Origin of the sequence: Bacillus sp. BD59S (assembly GCF_007363175.1) — a bacterium.
Lineage (GTDB): Bacteria > Bacillota > Bacilli > Bacillales > Bacillaceae_G > Bacillus_A > Bacillus_A pacificus.
Genome location: NZ_CP034686.1, coordinates 896789 through 913698, shown reverse-complemented (window position 1 = coordinate 913698; position 16910 = coordinate 896789). Strand labels below are relative to the sequence as shown.

At 35.0% G+C, this 16910-nt stretch carries 20 protein-coding genes; 10 read left to right on the top strand and 10 right to left on the bottom strand.

Annotated features, from left to right (window positions below; all coding sequences use genetic code 11):
* The 7 genes from EKQ63_RS06540 to licT form a co-directional block, all read right to left on the bottom strand.
* On the bottom strand, nucleotides 1–636 hold the full coding sequence (locus EKQ63_RS06540) for a VanZ family protein (RefSeq protein ID WP_087951535.1): 636 nt from the start codon (nucleotides 634–636) through the stop codon (nucleotides 1–3).
* A 453-nt stretch (nucleotides 637–1089) separates the two neighbouring features.
* Nucleotides 1090–1467 (bottom strand): ATP synthase subunit I, encoded by a 378-nt coding sequence (locus EKQ63_RS06535; RefSeq protein ID WP_143880879.1) that lies wholly within the window; start codon nucleotides 1465–1467, stop codon nucleotides 1090–1092.
* Nucleotides 1468–1489: 22 nt separating this feature from the next.
* Nucleotides 1490–2023 carry a CDP-diacylglycerol--serine O-phosphatidyltransferase gene (pssA, locus tag EKQ63_RS06530; RefSeq protein ID WP_143881757.1) on the bottom strand — a complete coding sequence of 178 codons (534 nt, stop codon included), beginning with the start codon at nucleotides 2021–2023 and terminating at the stop codon, nucleotides 1490–1492.
* Between the two features lie 19 nt (nucleotides 2024–2042).
* A complete protein-coding gene (locus EKQ63_RS06525) occupies nucleotides 2043–2501 on the bottom strand; it encodes a MarR family winged helix-turn-helix transcriptional regulator (RefSeq protein WP_000198936.1) in 459 nt (152 codons plus the stop codon).
* A 156-nt stretch (nucleotides 2502–2657) separates the two neighbouring features.
* The gene (locus EKQ63_RS06520; RefSeq protein WP_143880878.1) at nucleotides 2658–4097 is read right to left on the bottom strand and encodes a 6-phospho-beta-glucosidase; all 1440 of its coding nucleotides are present in this window, start codon (nucleotides 4095–4097) and stop codon (nucleotides 2658–2660) included.
* A 94-nt stretch (nucleotides 4098–4191) separates the two neighbouring features.
* Complete coding sequence (locus EKQ63_RS06515; protein WP_143880877.1) at nucleotides 4192–6084, bottom strand: beta-glucoside-specific PTS transporter subunit IIABC; 1893 nt, start codon at nucleotides 6082–6084, stop codon at nucleotides 4192–4194.
* Between the two features lie 146 nt (nucleotides 6085–6230).
* Nucleotides 6231–7079, bottom strand: coding sequence for a BglG family transcription antiterminator LicT (licT, locus tag EKQ63_RS06510; RefSeq protein WP_087951531.1), 849 nt, complete (start codon nucleotides 7077–7079; stop codon nucleotides 6231–6233).
* 509 nt (nucleotides 7080–7588) lie between these two features.
* Here licT and EKQ63_RS06505 point away from each other — a divergent pair.
* Both EKQ63_RS06505 and EKQ63_RS06500 read left to right on the top strand, forming a co-directional pair.
* Nucleotides 7589–7855, top strand: coding sequence for a YmzC family protein (locus EKQ63_RS06505; protein WP_088326359.1), 267 nt, complete (start codon nucleotides 7589–7591; stop codon nucleotides 7853–7855).
* Between the two features lie 154 nt (nucleotides 7856–8009).
* Complete coding sequence (locus tag EKQ63_RS06500; protein ID WP_000505670.1) at nucleotides 8010–8117, top strand: YjcZ family sporulation protein; 108 nt, start codon at nucleotides 8010–8012, stop codon at nucleotides 8115–8117.
* 119 nt (nucleotides 8118–8236) lie between these two features.
* Here EKQ63_RS06500 and EKQ63_RS06495 read toward each other — a convergent pair whose 3' ends face one another.
* Together EKQ63_RS06495 and EKQ63_RS06490 are read right to left on the bottom strand one after the other, a co-directional pair.
* Nucleotides 8237–8791 (bottom strand): HPP family protein, encoded by a 555-nt coding sequence (locus EKQ63_RS06495; protein WP_143880876.1) that lies wholly within the window; start codon nucleotides 8789–8791, stop codon nucleotides 8237–8239.
* A gap of 118 nt (nucleotides 8792–8909) precedes the next feature.
* Entirely contained in the window at nucleotides 8910–9494 is a 585-nt protein-coding gene (locus tag EKQ63_RS06490) for a CGNR zinc finger domain-containing protein (protein WP_087951528.1), read from the bottom strand.
* A gap of 191 nt (nucleotides 9495–9685) precedes the next feature.
* On the opposite strand from EKQ63_RS06490, the gene EKQ63_RS06485 reads away from it, so the two are divergent.
* The 3 genes from EKQ63_RS06485 to EKQ63_RS06475 all read left to right on the top strand — a co-directional run bounded on the left by EKQ63_RS06485 (nucleotide 9686) and on the right by EKQ63_RS06475 (nucleotide 13442).
* A complete protein-coding gene (locus tag EKQ63_RS06485) occupies nucleotides 9686–9997 on the top strand; it encodes an ArsR/SmtB family transcription factor (RefSeq protein WP_060629779.1) in 312 nt (103 codons plus the stop codon).
* A gap of 294 nt (nucleotides 9998–10291) precedes the next feature.
* Entirely contained in the window at nucleotides 10292–11467 is a 1176-nt protein-coding gene (locus EKQ63_RS06480) for an MFS transporter (protein ID WP_143880875.1), read from the top strand.
* A gap of 565 nt (nucleotides 11468–12032) precedes the next feature.
* Nucleotides 12033–13442, top strand: coding sequence for an alpha/beta hydrolase family protein (locus tag EKQ63_RS06475; protein WP_087965719.1), 1410 nt, complete (start codon nucleotides 12033–12035; stop codon nucleotides 13440–13442).
* Nucleotides 13443–13787: 345 nt separating this feature from the next.
* Here EKQ63_RS06475 and EKQ63_RS06470 read toward each other — a convergent pair whose 3' ends face one another.
* Complete coding sequence (locus tag EKQ63_RS06470) at nucleotides 13788–14033, bottom strand: hypothetical protein (protein ID WP_016716656.1); 246 nt, start codon at nucleotides 14031–14033, stop codon at nucleotides 13788–13790.
* Between the two features lie 198 nt (nucleotides 14034–14231).
* Between EKQ63_RS06470 and EKQ63_RS06465 the strand changes: the two genes are divergently transcribed.
* The 5 genes from EKQ63_RS06465 (at nucleotide 14232) to EKQ63_RS06440 (ending at nucleotide 16909) form a co-directional block, all read left to right on the top strand.
* Nucleotides 14232–14357, top strand: a complete 126-nt coding sequence (locus tag EKQ63_RS06465; RefSeq protein ID WP_000540377.1) for a YjcZ family sporulation protein — start codon at nucleotides 14232–14234, stop codon at nucleotides 14355–14357.
* Nucleotides 14358–14799: 442 nt separating this feature from the next.
* Nucleotides 14800–15060, top strand: a complete 261-nt coding sequence (locus EKQ63_RS06460) for a hypothetical protein (protein ID WP_000997169.1) — start codon at nucleotides 14800–14802, stop codon at nucleotides 15058–15060.
* Between the two features lie 508 nt (nucleotides 15061–15568).
* Nucleotides 15569–15910: a PadR family transcriptional regulator gene (locus tag EKQ63_RS06450; RefSeq protein ID WP_000683189.1), complete on the top strand. Its 342-nt coding sequence runs from the start codon at nucleotides 15569–15571 to the stop codon at nucleotides 15908–15910.
* A complete protein-coding gene (locus tag EKQ63_RS06445) occupies nucleotides 15903–16385 on the top strand; it encodes a hypothetical protein (RefSeq protein WP_143880874.1) in 483 nt (160 codons plus the stop codon). Before EKQ63_RS06450 ends, EKQ63_RS06445 begins: the two co-directional genes overlap by 8 nt.
* Nucleotides 16382–16909 (top strand): permease, encoded by a 528-nt coding sequence (locus EKQ63_RS06440; protein WP_143880873.1) that lies wholly within the window; start codon nucleotides 16382–16384, stop codon nucleotides 16907–16909. Before EKQ63_RS06445 ends, EKQ63_RS06440 begins: the two co-directional genes overlap by 4 nt.
* Nucleotide 16910 lies beyond the last annotated feature (1 nt).

The following is a 16910-nucleotide window of genomic DNA, read 5'->3' as shown; positions in this document are numbered from 1 at the left end:
TCATTGGAGAATTACAGGTCTCCCAAATAAAGCTGGATGATAAATTAACATCGCACCTACAAATGAACACACTAAACAAAAAACAGCTTCGTATTTTATAACTAGGGAAGAATTGGTATCAAGCTTTTCCCCCTCTCTTTTACATATCATTTTAAAAGCTCTATATAATAAATATCCAATAATCGTCCCGAGGGTGTTCGTAAATAAATCATCAATATCTGTAATTCTATTATTTAATAATTGATTTAACTCAATTGCCAATGAAAAAAAGAATCCCGCACATACGGTGTTTTTCATTTTTCTAAACTGCGACCAAATAGTCGGTAGTAAAAAACCGAACGGCATAAACAGTACAATGTTTAAAAGATACGTAGTACTACCTACTGTATCAAATAGATTCAAGTTGATTTGATTTACACGAATCCACGTTTCATATCTACTTATATCCCATACAGTCGCGATTTGCGTCACCTTATACACGAGCGAAAGGTAGAATAGAAAAACATATACCCATAAAAAATGCCGAATAGATATATTGTTTTTCGCTTTAAAATAAAATCCAATTTGAAACACAATACAAAAAATTATAGTAAAAAAATACGTATACAAATAACTCATTAAAACTCCTGTATGCATGTGGAATCCCCTAACTTTAAAATTTCATCTATGACTTTGTTGTTTATCCCGCATTAACGGGCAGTAAGACCCCCACCTCAAAATTCAGCGAAAGCAAAGGAGTTAGGTGGAGGGTCAACTGCCCGTAAAAGCCCGATTGGTTCAACTAATAATCAGTGGGGATGAAGAAAGCCCCCACTGATTAAAGTTTCACTTTATAGGATAAGAAAAACTTTTAAAATAAAAAGTGGGGTAAATATAAAATTTTTCTTAAATCTTTACATGCAACCCTTGTAGTATTTTCATCAATGCAGTATGGAAGTCTGACAAGAGGAAAACAGTTAGCGTGAATGAAAAGGTACTTGCAATTTGTAATAAAATTTTAGAGTTCGATGCTTTTAATGAATTTGCTAAAGAAACTATTAAGGAATTATATTAATTAAGGGATTGCCATATAGCAATCCCTTAACTTCCTCATATTTCTTCCTTCTCATCCCTCATACTATAATACCCCAAATTAACAATAACCAAGAAATACCCACCCATAATTCCAGCAGCAAATGTCCACATGTACTCACGGTGTTCAATTTCATACATAATAATCGCGCCGAGTATGGCGGCTGCAAATCGATTCATCATGCCAAGCATCGGTGCTTTTTCTTTTTTTATGATGCTATTTCCAAACTTTTCGATACGCCTTCCTAAAATCCAGGCGCAGTACATACTAACTATAAGGCCAATGCTTATCCCTACAAACTGTGCTCGAAAAGGTGTCATCAGCCATCCCAGTAACATCACGCCTAGCAAACAATATATTTGTATGTTAAATGATCTTAATGCCATACGAATCATGTTATGCTCCTTACCTTTCCTATTACTCCCATCTTTCGGACTTCAAGCTTTCCGATATATCTTTTTTAAAATGAGGGAATTTGATTTTGCTCACCATTAAATAAGCAAGTACGCATGTGCCAAATGCCACGGAAACTGGTTTATTTAAGAGACATAAAATGAGGAGACACATTGCCGCAAATGGAATGGGCATTCCGATGAATGTCGGGAGTTTGCTTTGTTGTGTATTAAATCTCGCAAGCCGAAGCATTCCGCAAATACTATAAGCAAGCGCACATATCATCCCAATAGACTGCAAATCTTTTAACGCGACACTATAGGCAAGAATAGACGGTGCCACACCAAAAGTAACTAAATCCGCAAATGAGTCTAACTCTCCGCCAATTTCCGAAACAGCATCCAGTTTCCGAGCCACCATACCATCAAACAAATCAAATACCATACCTGTAATAATGAACATGACTGCACCATGCATATCGTGAACGAAAACAGCGTGAATAGCGAGAAGTCCACATACAAAGTTTGCTATCGTCATCATATTTGGTATGTAACTCATCACATGCTTCTCCTCCTTTTTACTCATTACAATCAAGATCTTTCTGTTTTTCTTCCAATATCACCTTATTTATTTTCTTTAACGTATCCGTCATTTGCTCTAAAGCACCGATATCAATTTTTGAAAAATACTTTTCAATTAATACATCATCTAGCTCAGACAACTGCTCCATATACTTACTACCGTTTGGACCAAGGGTAAGGAAATACTCCCTTTTATTATTAGGATTTACTTGTTTTGAAATCATCTTCTGCTTTTCCAATTTCGATAACACTTGGCTCACAGCGCTTTTCGATACATTAAAAGTAGTCGCAATGTGATTTGCTGTCGTGTTTTCATTTAAATGAATATGAAATAACATACTCTCTTGCTGTCCTGTAAGACCGTACTCATCTTTTAACTCCTGAAATAGTAAAATGTAGAATTCATTATAGGCTCGGTTCATTTCATTAATTATTTCTTTATACGTTCTCGTCATAGCACTCTTCCTCCATGCGGTTATTTCGGTTTTAATAGTTAAGTTCACTTAACTTAACTATAGTATACCGTTATGTTTGTGTAAAGGGAAATCTAGCTCCGCACTTTATTCACAACGAAAAAAGAAGACATCCATTAAGATGTCTTCTTTTCATACTTAAGACTCCAAGCTCTCACCATTCGTCTTAATTACTTCCTTATACCAATCGAAGCTTTTCTTCTTCGATCTTTTTAATGAACCTTTTCCTTCATTATCTTTATCAACATATATATATCCGTAACGTTTTTTCATTTCTCCAGTAGAAGCACTTACAAGGTCAATCGGGCCCCAGCTTGTGTATCCGATAATATCTACTCCATCTTGGATGGCTTCGGACATTTCAATCATATGTTTTTGTAAGTAATCAATACGGTATTCATCATTCACTTCGTCTTCACCATTTAATTGATCGATTGCACCGAGACCATTTTCAACAACAAATAAAGGTTTTTGGTAACGATCGTACAGTTGGTTCGCTGTAATACGGAAGCCTTTCGGATCAATCGTCCATCCCCACTCTGATTTTTCAAGATATGGATTTTCAACAGAACCGAATACATTTCCGCTCGTTATGCTTTTTAACACTTCTGGATCTGTACTTGTTGCTCGGCTTGAATAGTAGCTAAAGCCAATATAATCAACCGTATGCTCTTTTAAAATTTCCTCGTCTTCTTTTTCCATTTCAATTGTTACATTATTATCTGTAAAGAAGCGTTTTGCGTATCCAGGATATGCTCCTCTTGCTTGTACATCAATGAAGAAGAATGATTCACGGTCTTGTTCCATCGCGCGTTGAACGTCGTCTGGATTACATGTGTACGGATACGTCGCACCAGCAGCAAGCATACAACCGATTTTTGCATCTGGAATAATTTCATGACACGCTTTTACAGCTAACGCACTTGCGACAAGTTGGTGATGCGCTGCTTGATACTGAATTTGTTTTTTATTATCACCTTCTTTAAACGCTAATCCTGCTCCCATGAAAGGTAAATGTAACAGCATATTAATTTCATTAAACGTCATCCAATATTTCACTTTATCTTTATATCTATTAAAAATCGTTTTTGCGTACGTCTCAAAGAAAGTGACAAGCTCTCTACTTCTCCAGCTTCCATACTTTTCTACTAAATGAACAGGTACATCAAAGTGAGCCATCGTAACGACTGGTTCAATGTCATGCTTTAACAGTTCATCAAACAAATTATCATAAAACTGTAACCCTGCCTCATTTGGCTTTTCATCATCACCATTTGGGAAAATACGTGTCCAAGCAATCGATACGCGTAACGCTTTAAATCCCATCTCTGCAAACAACGCAATATCTTCTTTATAACGATGGTAAAAATCAATCGCTTCATGTGACGGGTAAAACTCTCCTTCTACCGGTGTAAAGGAATGAATATTTCCTTTCATAATATCACAACGTTTCTCACCAGTTGGTAATAGATCAACCGTCGTTAATCCTTTTCCGTCTTCTACATATGCGCCTTCAACTTGATTGGCTGCAGTTGCTCCACCCCATAAAAATCCTTTTGGAAAATTAACTTTAGACATATAGAAAAACTCCTTTATATAAGAATGAACGAGGAAAGGTATTACGATTCTCAAAGAATACCTTTCTTCGTTTGAACCTGTATGAAATGTACTACTATTTAACTCCTAACTTTAGTAAGGAATCTCCTGCTTGAATCTTTTCTATTTCTGTTTTTTTGATGCTATATTTATCATAATTTGTAACAACGACTGGCGTTGTCACAATATAACCCGCCTTTTGAATTTCAGATATATTAAACTCAATAAGTAATTGCCCTTTTTCTACTCTCGCTCCTTGTTCAATATGAGAGGAGAAAAATTCGCCATTTAATTTCACAGTATCCATCCCAATATGGATTAAAATTTCAGCACCTGAATCTGCCGTAATTCCTACCGCATGATTCGTCGGAAACAGCGCAGAAATCGTACCTGAAACTGGTGAAAACAACTTTCCTTCTGAAGGCTCAATCGCGACACCTTCACCTAGTGCACCTGATGCAAATGCAGCATCGTCAATATTTTGAAGCGGCATAACGACGCCATGGAAAGGACTAAATATTACTTCATCATCGTTTGATGCAGCAATTTTTTTACTTGTGTCCTCTGTTTCTGTAGATGTTTGTTTTTTCGTAAAACCGAATAAGTAAGTCAGAATAAAACCGACTAGTAAAGAAACAACCATCGCAAGGATTGCTCCCCAAAATCCAGCAGTAATCCCATCTTTCGGACTAATAAATGTCGGAAGTGCAAATATACCAAGTCCGCCTGTCATATACCCTTGTGTACCGAATACACCAAGTATTCCGCCACCAATTCCTCCCGCAATACAGCTCATAATAAACGGCTTTTTAAGCGGAAGTGTAATACCATAAATCGCCGGCTCTGTAACGCCGAAAATACCTGAAATAAAAGCTGGAATACTAAGTGTTTTTAATTTCTTATCTTTCGTTTTCACCCAAACGCCAAGCACAGCACCTATTTGAGCAAATGAAGCAGCAAATATAAGTGCGAGTATCGGATCAATACCGTGCACTGCTAAATTATTAAAACCAATCGGAATAATTCCCCAATGAAGACCGAATATAACGAGTACTTGCCAGAAAGCGCCAAGTAACAAACCTGCTACTAACGGGCTTAAATGATAAACCCAAAGTGTCGCCTGTCCTAAAAACTGCCCTGCCCACGTCGCAATTGGACCAATAACGAGAAATGTAACTGGTACAACGATTAGTAACGTTAAGAATGGTAGTACAAATGTTTTCACAACATCCGGAATCACTTTCTTTAAAGACTGTTCAACTCTCGCTCCAAAATAAGCAGCAAGAATAATTGGAATAACAGATGATGCGTAGTTCATTAAAATAACTGGTATTCCTAAAAACGTAATATGAATTGGTGATTCAAACATCGTCCCTGCAAATAGCGTATATAATGGCTCACTTGCTTTTAAACCGGATAAAGCCGGATACACTAACGCTCCCCCAATTGCCATACCGATGAATGGTGATCCTCCAAATTTCTTACTTGCTGTATATCCTAAGAAGATTGGGAAGAAATAAAATAACGAATCGCCAACTGCATTTAATATTTGATACGTTCCTGACTGCATACTTAACCAGCCTAACGCTACAAATAGTGCATTCAATCCTTTAATCATCCCAGTTGCAGCTAACACTCCTAAAATAGGAGTGAAAATGCTAGAAAGAATATCTATAAGACTACTCTTTTTCTTCTCACCCGCACTTTCTTCCTCTGTTTCTTGAAACCCTCCAACAGCAATAACTGCTTTATATACGTCGGATACATGGTTACCAATTACAACTTGATATTGTCCGCCACTTTTCATAACAGTCACAATGTCTTCCATACTTTTCAGTACTTCTGTATTTGCTTTCCCCTCATCTTTCAACTGAAATCGTAAACGAGTGACACAATGTACAACGCTACTTATATTTTCTCTCCCGCCAACATTCTTCAGTATGTCTTTTGCTAATTTTTCACACTTCATAGTAACTTTCCCTCCCTACAATCATGCCTTTTATCATTTTTATAAAAGAAAAAACCTAAACTAACCGTAACGACGTGATACATACGAATCACTCCATTACAAGTCAATTTAGGTTTTGCCTGCCAAACAGTAACAATCCCGTTTATTCAATTACATAATGCATTGCGTTTCGTTACACGATGAATGTGCAACGTTAAGTACACTTTTTCATCTTTTGAAAGATGACTATTATGTGCTTTTTGTAAGTATGCTTCAATTTTTTCTGTACAACAATATGCCTCTTCATACTTACTTTTCACTTGCTCGTATAAAAAATCATCCTCTGCCGAATGCAATTCCTTCTGCATTAAACGCTGGGCAAAGTATCGTAAATGCGTTACGAACCGACTATAATTAAATGAATTTTCATCTAAGTTCATCTTATAGTGGTACTTTACAACATTTAAAATATCTTGGACGATTTTCGTCATCGCCACCGTTTGCTGCATTGCCGGCTCTCCTTGCTGCGCATTCACGAAATGCAAGGCAATTGACCCTGCTTCATCTTCAGAAAGTCTAAAGCCAGTCTCTTCTTCAATAATGTTCAAAGCTTGTAGACCAATTTCAAACTCTTTCTGATAGAATCTCTTAATCTCCCAAAGCAAAGTATTTTTCAGATCCATTCCTTCTTTATGCCGAGTTAAGGCGAAACTTAAGTGATCCGTTAATGTAAGATAAATATAATCACTTAAAGTCCCCGGCAAAACTGTCTTAGCAAACTGAATAATTCTCTCGGTAATCTCTAAATTTTCTACAGGAATTTCAGTTAGCAGCCTAGCAAGTTTCTCTGATAATTCCCTTGTTTCTAGCACAAAGGTCTTTTCTATCTTAGATTCATCAATCGTATCGCCTACTTTTTTCTGAAATCCCAAACCTCTGCCCATAAGTACAACTTCTGTCTCATTATCCTTCATCGTACAAACAACATTGTTATTTAAGATTTTATGGATTCTCATAGTGTTCCGCCTTCTTCTTCTTAAATTCACAAAAGGTAATAAAAAAACCTAAACTGATTCCAAAAGCCACACTACACCCGTAGCCTCTAAATCAATTTAGGTTTTGCCTGCCGAACAGTAACAATCCTTTTACTTATTAACTTACCTTCATTATACACAAAAAGTAAGCGGTTGCAATGATGAATTATTGAATATTTTTTTACAAAGCAAACATCATTATATTTTACAATTGCTGCAGGTAGCATTTATCTTTCACTACATCTATCATTCTGAATAAATAAACATAATCATTACAAAAATTCCATATAGACCCATTACTGGTTAAAATGTTATAATGAAATCACCCTACATAGTTACTCATATTTATACTGAGGAACTAGCGTCTTATTAAGCAACGCGCATAAATCAAATAAAAAAGACACTTTTTACAGTGTCTTTTTTATTTATATTCTCATCGAAAATATCTCTTTTATACACAAAATCTAGCAAATGAAAAAGGAGACTATCATATGGAGCATCCTCTAGCAAGAGAACTACGTAACATACGTATATGCCTTATTATCTTAATCATTGTCATTGCATTTTGGGATCGTGACAAACCTGTGGAAATCACTGATCATGATAGTGACCCTATCTTAAACACTAGCAATATGACCCAAGTTGGCGATCATACATTTGCCTATAAAGACGAATCTAATCAAATTAAAATATTTAAGTTTGATCCGGATACAAATGAAATAAAGCTAATAAAAGAGTTTTATGCTAACGAATATTAATTACATCCATTGAACAGAAGGCACCTCAAGGTGTCTTTTTTTATTTTCAAAAGGACCTGCTCACATTCATGCGTCAAACATAAAGTATATAGAATCCGTTAAAACGCATGAGTGATCCTTTGTTTTCTCCCTCTTATTTAAAGGAGGAACTATTATGGGCTTTGGTGGTAGTTGTGGAGGCTGTGGCTTCGCTGGAGGCTTTGCTTTACTAGTTGTGTTATTCATTTTATTAATCATCGTTGGAGCTGCTTGCTTCTGCTAAACAAACTATCGGAAAAGACACTCTTATATGGGTGTCTTTTCTTTGTAAACTAAAAAGTATATGAAATGAAGACATAGGAAAAACGGGATACTTACTCAAATTGTTTTTCACCTTATTAATTATATCCAAAAAGTTGGATAGCTTCTTTTACTACTCATGTTATTGATGAATAAAGCAATAACTACAATAACAAGAGAACCAACTAAAACGGGTGTTACTAAATAACTCCAACTGTATGCCCCTAAAATAACGATAATTGGATCAGCCCCTGCCGGAGGATGTGTTGTTCTCGTTAACATCATAATAGCAATCGACATCCCAACTGCTAAAGCAATTGTCCAATATTCATTCCCAAACAAATGATATATTGATAGACCAATGAAAGTTGAAATCAAATGTCCTCCAATAATATTACGCGGCTGCGATAACGGTGCATTCCAAACTCCAAACGCTAATACACAACTCGCCCCAAATGGAGCCATTAACAATTCTGTAGAAGTTATACTCGTTAAATATGTTAAGGTGAGAATTGTTAAAAATCCCCCCAATAATCCCATTAAAGAATCTTTTATATTTACTTGTAACGGACTTCTTCCTTTCCCTTTCATTTTTGCAAAATATCGTACCCTTATTGGTTGAGCCTCTTGCTGCTTAGCTGCTGTTATAGGATTCATCATTCTCCTCCTTTATTTACCAACAATTATATTCTAAACAAACTAACCGGTCAATATTAATTTTAGGGGTTAGTTTAAAAATACATAAAAAAAAGATCAACTGCTATCAGTTGATCCCCTAAACCTCTTCACATTTTCGATCCTGGAATTTTGCTACCTTTTTCCGGTTCCCGCATATTTTCATAGAACACCATTTTCGTTTTCCACTTTTATCTATAAATAATAAAACACAGTCGGGATTTGAACACCTTTTAAGAGAAATAAGCTTATTTTCTGTTATTAAGGTTAAAGCATCCAATGCAATTATCGATACAAGTACATCCTCAATTTCTCCAACTGGGACAGGTACTAGACGTTGTTCAATGACTTTATATGTAAATGGTGCCTTCTCAATTTGTTTTTCTAAATACGTAATAAAATCATTAGAAATTTCGTGCTGATCAGCAATTGCCTCAAACTGTTTTCTCAGTACCTCTCTTGCCTCTAATATGCTAGATGTAACTTGATTCATGCGCTCTTGAATTTCTATAAGTGTTTTTTCATTCCAAAAAGGCAAATTAACCTTTATTACATGTATCCATTCTAATACATCTTCATCTGTTATTAATAAATCATAACGTTGTCCACGCCTAACTAACTCTGTATTCACTAAATCTAATGAGAGATTTCCAGATATAAGCGGGAATTGTTTTGTTTCCTGCATGTACTCATCACCTACTCTTTAAATAATCATATTCCAAATTCATACAGAAGTACAACTTTTTATAAATTCACATCTAGAACCCCCCCTTACTAGAGCATCCCATTCACATTTAAAAGAATCTACATATACCTCCTTCCCTTAAAATCACCAAAACCCATTTACAAATCTATAAAAGTAGATATAATATCCTTATGGAACCTTCATTAATTTATAAAGCATTGTCAAATGAAACAAGATGTCAAATTTTATCATGGTTAAAAAATCCAGAAAACCATTTCGACGAAAAACCTTATTTAGAACAAGGAATTAATTTTCAGATTGGAGTGTGTGTAGGAGATATCCAGCTTAAAACTGGCTTAGCCCAATCGGTTATTTCTAGTTATTTATTAACTATGAAAAAGGCAGGGCTACTAGACTCTGATCGAATTGGAAAATGGACATACTATCGTCGAAATGAAGAAACAATACGGGCGTTTTCTGAATATGTCCAAAACGAATTATAAAGTAAAAGCTACTAATCAAACTACCAATTGATTAGTAGCTTTCACACCTTCTGCTTTTTTACAGGTGTCCAATTACTCTTTTATAAAATTGCACTACCTATAAAAGCAAAAAACATAGAAAGGAGAAAATTTTTTAACATATCATATCTAGTTATTTAGATATCTGTTATTGTATTTAACATTACATAATTCTAATACTATTTACATCCAATCATACTTATAATAATGCTCATTTTCTTTGTTAATGAATCAACTTTATTTTCAAAATAATAATAAGAATGGAGATTTTTACAAATGAAAAAAGTAAATCCTTTACTTATTCTGACACTAGCAATAGGTGTGTTCGGAATTATTACTACCGAGATGGGTATTGTCGGTGTATTACCACAAATCACTCAGAAATTTGGTATTTCCACTGCACAAGCAGGATTTTTAGTAAGTATATTCGCGCTAGTTGTTGCTATTTCTGGTCCGTTTTTAATTTTGCTCGTCTCTAGTGTGAATCGAAAAATAATTTTAATAACAGCAATCTTTGTTTTTGTTATTTCAAATATAATCTACGCTTATACAACACAATTTGAAATCATGCTTATTTTTCGTATTTTACCAGCAGCTCTTCACCCACTCTTCTTTTCAATCGCTCTTGTAACTGCTGCTAAACTTGTCCCCCCTGAAAAAAGTGGTCAAGCAGTTACAAAAGTTTTTATGGGAATTACAGTTGGTTTTGCTCTAGGTGTACCATTAACCTCTTACCTTGCAGACCAGTTTTCACTAGAAATTGCTTTCTTATTCGGAGCGCTTGTTAACGCTCTTGCATTCATTGGAATATTAATTTCACTTCCTTCTATGCCTGTTAAAGAAAAAATGTCCTTTGGCAAACAAATTCGCATACTCGGAAAACCGGGATTATGGTTAAATATTTTAACCGTCACATTCCTTTTTGCGGCCATGTTTTCTGTATACAGCTATTTCGCCGAGTACCTTGCAAAAGTAACTTCTATGAATGGATCGCTCATCAGTATTATGCTATTTATATTTGGTATAGTTATGATTTTAGGCAATCAATTATTTGGTGGTCTCCTACAAAAAAGTATAGTAAATACAGTAATATCGTTCCCTATTTTATATTCTATTGTTTACATATTGGTTTATTATTTAGGCTCCTACCTTGTTCCAATGATTTTTATGGTATTCATTTGGGGAATCATACATGCCGGCGGATTAATTGTTGGTCAAACATGGTTAATAAGCGAAGCAAAAGAAGCACCTGAATTTGGTAATAGCCTATTCGTTTCATTCTCCAATCTCGGAATTACTTTAGGTACAACTATTGGAGGCTGGTTTATTTCAAACTTAGGTATTCACCAGCTTATTTGGAGTGGATTTATATTTATACTACTTTCATTTCTATTAATTATAATAAAAATAAAATTTTTCGATTCTAATAATCAAGCATCATTATCAAGTTAATACATTTAGTAACGCCGTAAATTCTTCTTTCATTTTGGATTACATTCAAATATACAACCTATTTCCATCGGAATCATTATATTGTTTTTCTCATTATTACAGGATATAAGTCTCCCATACAGTGGAACTTTAATCAGCCGGGGCTTTGTCCACCCTCCACTGATTATTAGCCCGCAAATAGTGGGATACATAACCAAGTAAATTTTTATAAACTTAAACGTATGATACCCAAAGCCTTTAGCCATAATTACGACTAAAGGCTTTTTTCTATATAACTAAAAAGGAGCTGACTGTATGGAACATAATAAAAATGGAATACTTGCTTTAATCGTTTTATTTGTGGGACTCGCTTTTTTTGTTATCGGTATGGTTTATCATTTATGGGGCACGGTTTAAGAAAAAGGTACTCGTATGAGTACTTTTTTCTTAATATGTCATCTGAAAACATTCTAAACTTACTTACATGCATACAATTATCAATGACGGTTATATAACCGATAAGATTATAGATTATCAATTTAGCAATCTACATTTATATGATTAGGAAAGGAGCTAAAAACTGAAAATGTTAGAAATCATTTTTGTTGCTGTATTACTTTTGTCTAGCATCCAACTTATCTTTATCAAGCGCGGGTTGACGAAAAAGAATGTATTCATCTTAATAATAAATTACACATTCTTATTAGCCACCATCGTATTAATTGACGCAAACTGGCGGATGATCCCTGCCTATTTCTTATTGTTCGTTTTAACATTACAAGTTTTTTTGAAACCAAAAACTACAGCTGTTTCTAAAAAGTTAGTGATCAAAATTTTAAAAGGGTTAGGAATTATCGTAACTGCTATCGCAATGTTTACGCTACCCTTGCTTTTTCCGATCTTAACACTCCCAGAGCCTACAGGAAAATATACAGTAGGAACGAAAGCTTTTCATTTAATTGATACAAATCGAAAAGAAACCATTGTACCGAGTAGTAGTCATGGAAATCGTGAACTTATGATACAAGTGTACTATCCTGCTGAAAAAGGATCTGGGAAACCTTCTGCCTACTTTGAGAACATAGACGCCCTCGCTGAACAATTGGGTGTAACAAAAGGTGCTCCGTATATCGTAACGACACATTTAGGGCTGACAAAAACACATTCTTATCAAGGTGCTAAGCCACTTCAAGTTAAAGAAAAATTCCCACTCCTTTTATTCGGCCATGGGATGGAATTATACGGACAACAAAATACATTCCAGTTAGAAGAATTAGCTAGTCAAGGTTATGTAGTAATCGCTCTTAATTTCACAGGATACGCAGCAACAACAATTTTCCCTAATGGAAAACGTATAGATTCCGTACCAATTGAATTTACACCTAACGCTTTAAATAACATGGTTCGAAATTGGGAACAGGATACTACTTTTGTTTTAAACGAAGTAATAAAAGGCAATTTTGATAAAAACTTTACAGCCATTGCAAATTTAATTGACGATGACAAAATCGGCATGTTAGGTCACTCTTATGGAGGAGCAACTGCCGCGCAAATGTTAATAAAGGATACTCGTATTAAAGCTGCAATTGATATGGACGGCGGATTGTATGGAGATCCAATGCCTAAAGACGGCCCTCAGAAACCATTCATGTTGATGAACGCTGAAGCTACCATTCAGTATATGAAAGAAGCGGAGAATCAAAAGACAGGCGGAATCCAAGATGAATTGTTTGAAATATCCTATTTAAGAAATAAAACCATTGAAAAACCTGGCGTGTACACAGTTGTAATTCCAAAAACAAATCATAATAGTTTTACAGATTTAGCCGCATTTTCACGTATTATTAATGAACCCGGTGAAGATGTAGCCGCAAATTATAAACTCATTAATAAACTAGTAACTAGCTTTTTCGATCAAACTTTAAAAGGGATAAACGAAAATCATTTAGAAGAAATTCAGAAGCAATATCCTGAGCTTCATCTTATTAAACACTAATAACCATTTCCCTAGTTATGGAACCCCTCCTTATGCTTGAGGGGTTTCCACTTTAAAACAATTATAAAAAAAGGCCCCATCACTGGGGCACTCAAAAAATAATATAAGTAAATGAATTAAAACAAATAACAGACAATTAAAATATATACGATAAAAATTGTATAATTCGTATATATGCAATATTACATAGAAAAATTTCACTATTACATGCTATACTAAAAAAGGAGTCGACAATCGTTATTTTCTTCTTATTTTTAAAGCAATATAGATATATCTTCTTAACTTCATTTGGATTGTACAAGCAAAAGAAGACATCTTACTAGATGTCTTCTTTTCTTATATTTTTTATGAATTCCGTTGAGCAGATGCTCTCCAAGCACGAAAAGATGTTGGGTGTCCAGAATGAGCTCTTTGCTTTGCAGCAGCAACAGCTGGTTTTTCTTCAATAGTCTTTGGTTTTTCTTCCACAATTGCTGATTTTTCTTCAAGAGTATTCACAGCTGTCTGTATTTTTTCCAACTGCTCTTTTAAGGCTTGCTGTTCAATCTTTAAATCCGTAAGTAATCGTAAAATCATTTCAGAATTGGCCATAAAGATCCTCCTTCCCCCAATACACAGAATAAAATACAATATGTCATCAGCCGAATAGCGGTGACAAAAATAATGTTGTCAACTCTTTTAAAATCTAAGCACCTTTATTTTTCAAAAGGACCTGCTCAAGATTATCCGTAAAAACATAAAGTGAATTAAATCCATTAATTAATGGTCTTTATGGAAGGAGGAGTTAATATGGGCTATGGCGGTAGTTGTGGTGGAGGCTGCGGTTTCGGCGGCGGTTTCGCTTTACTAGTTGTACTCTTTATCTTATTAATCATCGTTGGCGCTAGCTGTTGGGGCGGCGGATTCGGCTGCTAAGGGGAGGCACTCTTGAGAGTGTCTTTTTTTTACTTATAATAATTAATTTCCCCTCTAGCTGCACTCAATTTACATATATAATCCGTTAATGCCCTATGAACTGATTACTACGTCTCCCTTATATAAACTCCTCTTAAACAACGGGTTTTTAGAGTCATGAATATAATACATTACGTTTAACCTCTTTTGGTATTATTTTCCTAACTTGTAATAGGCAGCACCTTGTATTCAAACAAAAAGAAATAGTATGCTTAAACTGTAAGAGTACACTTATTGTAAAGAAACATTAATTACAGCGTCTCTTTTTTGATCTAATAGCTCAATCAATTCCACAAAGTATAGATTTAAATATTAGATACCATTAATGGAGGGAATTGAATTGAGAAAAATCTTTTCCAGTTTGAGTATTATTTTTATATTAATCATTTTAGGAGGATGTAACATGAATGATGATAAGAAAGAAGAACAAAAAATAGTAAAAAAGGCCGAAGAAGTAACTATTAAATATTTCAAAGAAAAAGAGAATTTAGAAGTAGTCATTACAGGACATAAATTTGCCCCAAGTGATTTTCAAACCGTCTTTATAAACGGGCATATAAAAGATGATGAGAGTAAAACCTTTTCTGCAGATGTAGAATACGGTGGAGAAAAATATCATGTAAGTTCCATGTCTCATTCTAAAAATTTAGAACTTAAAAACTAACACTGTAGGCACTCATAAGAGCATAGCCATCAACTTAAGAAAATGAATAAAATAATGAATTAGGGTACCCTTCCATGCAGTACTGTATGAAAGGGTGTTTTAATTTATGGCTATAAACAATGAAGCCCAATCGAGGAACTTATGTATTAAACAGGTATGATTCAACCAAAACAAAAATCTCAGGCACAGAATCTTCTATTACTCTTTGTATTTTTAGGACAAACAATCAGTTCTGAGTCTTTAGTTACTCTTTGCACAAAATTAAATGAAGCTACTGTTAGTTGTATTTCAACCGAGGCACTCAATAAACATTTGAACGAGAATGCCGCATGCTTTAATTTTGTCACTCAACAAAATCAGAAAACAATTACAATTAAACCGATTATATTTTTCTTCTGAAGAATTACACATTTTAAAATTGACATAACACTTCATGCACCATATACTGTTAACAACAGTATACTGTCATTAACAGTATATATCCTAATTCATTCTAGGAGGAAAACCCATGAAACATACAGGAAGACATACAGGTGCATTTCTTTTGTTATTTTTAGCTGAGGGCGATAACTACGGCGGGCAATTACTACAAAAGTGCGAGGAAGAACTTCCCGTCAATCCAATCGATAGTGCCATTTTATATCGCACGTTAAAGAAATTAGAAAACGAAGGTGCGATTGAATCTTACGTAAGCACAGATCATCAAGACAAACCGAGAAAGATGTACAAAATTACGCCTGCTGGAAAGGAACAATTGGCAGACTTTCAAATGGACATTGAAGAAAAAATGAAGAACTTATCCTTTTTCCTGGGCAAATATAAAGACTTACAGGAATCCGACCATGATTAACGGCGTGATTCTTTATACTTTAGCCATTATTCTTACGGGGATTTCTTTTATGAAGGACCGCAAGAAAACAAAAGATGCTCTAATGAAGTCGTGGAAAATGTTTCGCAACCTTCTCCCTGCGATGCTCTCCGTCATGCTTTTCGTTGGCTTATCGCTTTCTATATTAACGCCGTCCTTTATCTCTTCTATCATTGGAGAACAGTCCGGAGTGTTAGGTATTATGTATTCAGCAATACTCGGATCCATTGCACTTATTCCAAGCTTTGTCGTATTTCCTCTTGGTCATACGTTAGTCCAACACGGTGCAGGCTTACCTCAAGTTGCGGCACTTATGTCTACATTCATGTCAGTAGGAATTACAACCTTGCCGATGGAACAAAAGATATTTGGGCGAAGCTTTGCTTACGCACGTAATGCATCTGCTTTGCTCATGTCTCTTCTATTCTCCTATATCATTTGGATGGTGATGGTATGAAAGAACTAAAGAGATATCGCTTCTTTTTCGTCTTACTACTCGGGCTCTTTCTATTAACTTTTATAAATCAATCTTTAGGATGGAGTGCATTACAACTAACAGGAAATAGCATTTTAGATATGCTGTTTCTCCTCCCCCCTGTCTTACTATTTGTAGGGCTACTTGATCAGTGGGTGAAAAAAGAAACGCTCATGAAATATATGGGTGAAAAATCAGGCATCTATGGTATCTTATTCTCTCTATTATTAGGCGGCATTGCAGCTGGTCCTCTCTACGTCGCCTTTCCAATCGCAGCACTACTATTAAAAAAAGGTGCAAGCATTCGGTACATCGTATTTTTCTTAGGCGTTTGGACAACTGCGAAATTGCCAATTCTCGTGTATGAATTTTCTTCATTTGGCACTACTTTTACACTTATTCATATTTGTTTTGGTCTAGTATTCTTCTATATTATGGGGCTTATTTTTGAGAGGTTTTATAATCAGGAAGAGTTGCTTCGGTATGATGTTACGGAGGAAATGTAAA

Excerpts from the sequence above, each read along its gene's own strand:
- pssA (WP_143881757.1), bottom strand. The coding sequence starts at position 2,023 with ATGAGTTACATACCAAATATGATGACGATAGCAAACTTTGTATGTGGA.
- EKQ63_RS06500 (WP_000505670.1), top strand. The coding sequence starts at position 8,010 with ATGGGCTTTGGTGGTAGTTGTGGAGGCTGTGGCTTCGCTGGAGGCTTT.
- EKQ63_RS06540 (WP_087951535.1), bottom strand. The coding sequence starts at position 636 with ATGCATACAGGAGTTTTAATGAGTTATTTGTATACGTATTTTTTTACT.
- EKQ63_RS06440 (WP_143880873.1), top strand. The coding sequence starts at position 16,382 with ATGAAAGAACTAAAGAGATATCGCTTCTTTTTCGTCTTACTACTCGGG.
- licT (WP_087951531.1), bottom strand. The coding sequence starts at position 7,079 with ATGAGAATCCATAAAATCTTAAATAACAATGTTGTTTGTACGATGAAG.
- EKQ63_RS06485 (WP_060629779.1), top strand. The coding sequence starts at position 9,686 with ATGGAACCTTCATTAATTTATAAAGCATTGTCAAATGAAACAAGATGT.
- EKQ63_RS06490 (WP_087951528.1), bottom strand. The coding sequence starts at position 9,494 with ATGCAGGAAACAAAACAATTCCCGCTTATATCTGGAAATCTCTCATTA.
- EKQ63_RS06480 (WP_143880875.1), top strand. The coding sequence starts at position 10,292 with ATGAAAAAAGTAAATCCTTTACTTATTCTGACACTAGCAATAGGTGTG.
- EKQ63_RS06460 (WP_000997169.1), top strand. The coding sequence starts at position 14,800 with ATGAATGATGATAAGAAAGAAGAACAAAAAATAGTAAAAAAGGCCGAA.
- EKQ63_RS06450 (WP_000683189.1), top strand. The coding sequence starts at position 15,569 with ATGAAACATACAGGAAGACATACAGGTGCATTTCTTTTGTTATTTTTA.
- EKQ63_RS06475 (WP_087965719.1), top strand. The coding sequence starts at position 12,033 with ATGTTAGAAATCATTTTTGTTGCTGTATTACTTTTGTCTAGCATCCAA.
- EKQ63_RS06515 (WP_143880877.1), bottom strand. The coding sequence starts at position 6,084 with ATGAAGTGTGAAAAATTAGCAAAAGACATACTGAAGAATGTTGGCGGG.
- EKQ63_RS06445 (WP_143880874.1), top strand. The coding sequence starts at position 15,903 with ATGATTAACGGCGTGATTCTTTATACTTTAGCCATTATTCTTACGGGG.
- EKQ63_RS06525 (WP_000198936.1), bottom strand. The coding sequence starts at position 2,501 with ATGACGAGAACGTATAAAGAAATAATTAATGAAATGAACCGAGCCTAT.
- EKQ63_RS06495 (WP_143880876.1), bottom strand. The coding sequence starts at position 8,791 with ATGAATCCTATAACAGCAGCTAAGCAGCAAGAGGCTCAACCAATAAGG.
- EKQ63_RS06505 (WP_088326359.1), top strand. The coding sequence starts at position 7,589 with ATGGAGCATCCTCTAGCAAGAGAACTACGTAACATACGTATATGCCTT.
- EKQ63_RS06465 (WP_000540377.1), top strand. The coding sequence starts at position 14,232 with ATGGGCTATGGCGGTAGTTGTGGTGGAGGCTGCGGTTTCGGCGGCGGT.
- EKQ63_RS06520 (WP_143880878.1), bottom strand. The coding sequence starts at position 4,097 with ATGTCTAAAGTTAATTTTCCAAAAGGATTTTTATGGGGTGGAGCAACT.
- EKQ63_RS06470 (WP_016716656.1), bottom strand. The coding sequence starts at position 14,033 with ATGGCCAATTCTGAAATGATTTTACGATTACTTACGGATTTAAAGATT.
- EKQ63_RS06535 (WP_143880879.1), bottom strand. The coding sequence starts at position 1,467 with ATGATTCGTATGGCATTAAGATCATTTAACATACAAATATATTGTTTG.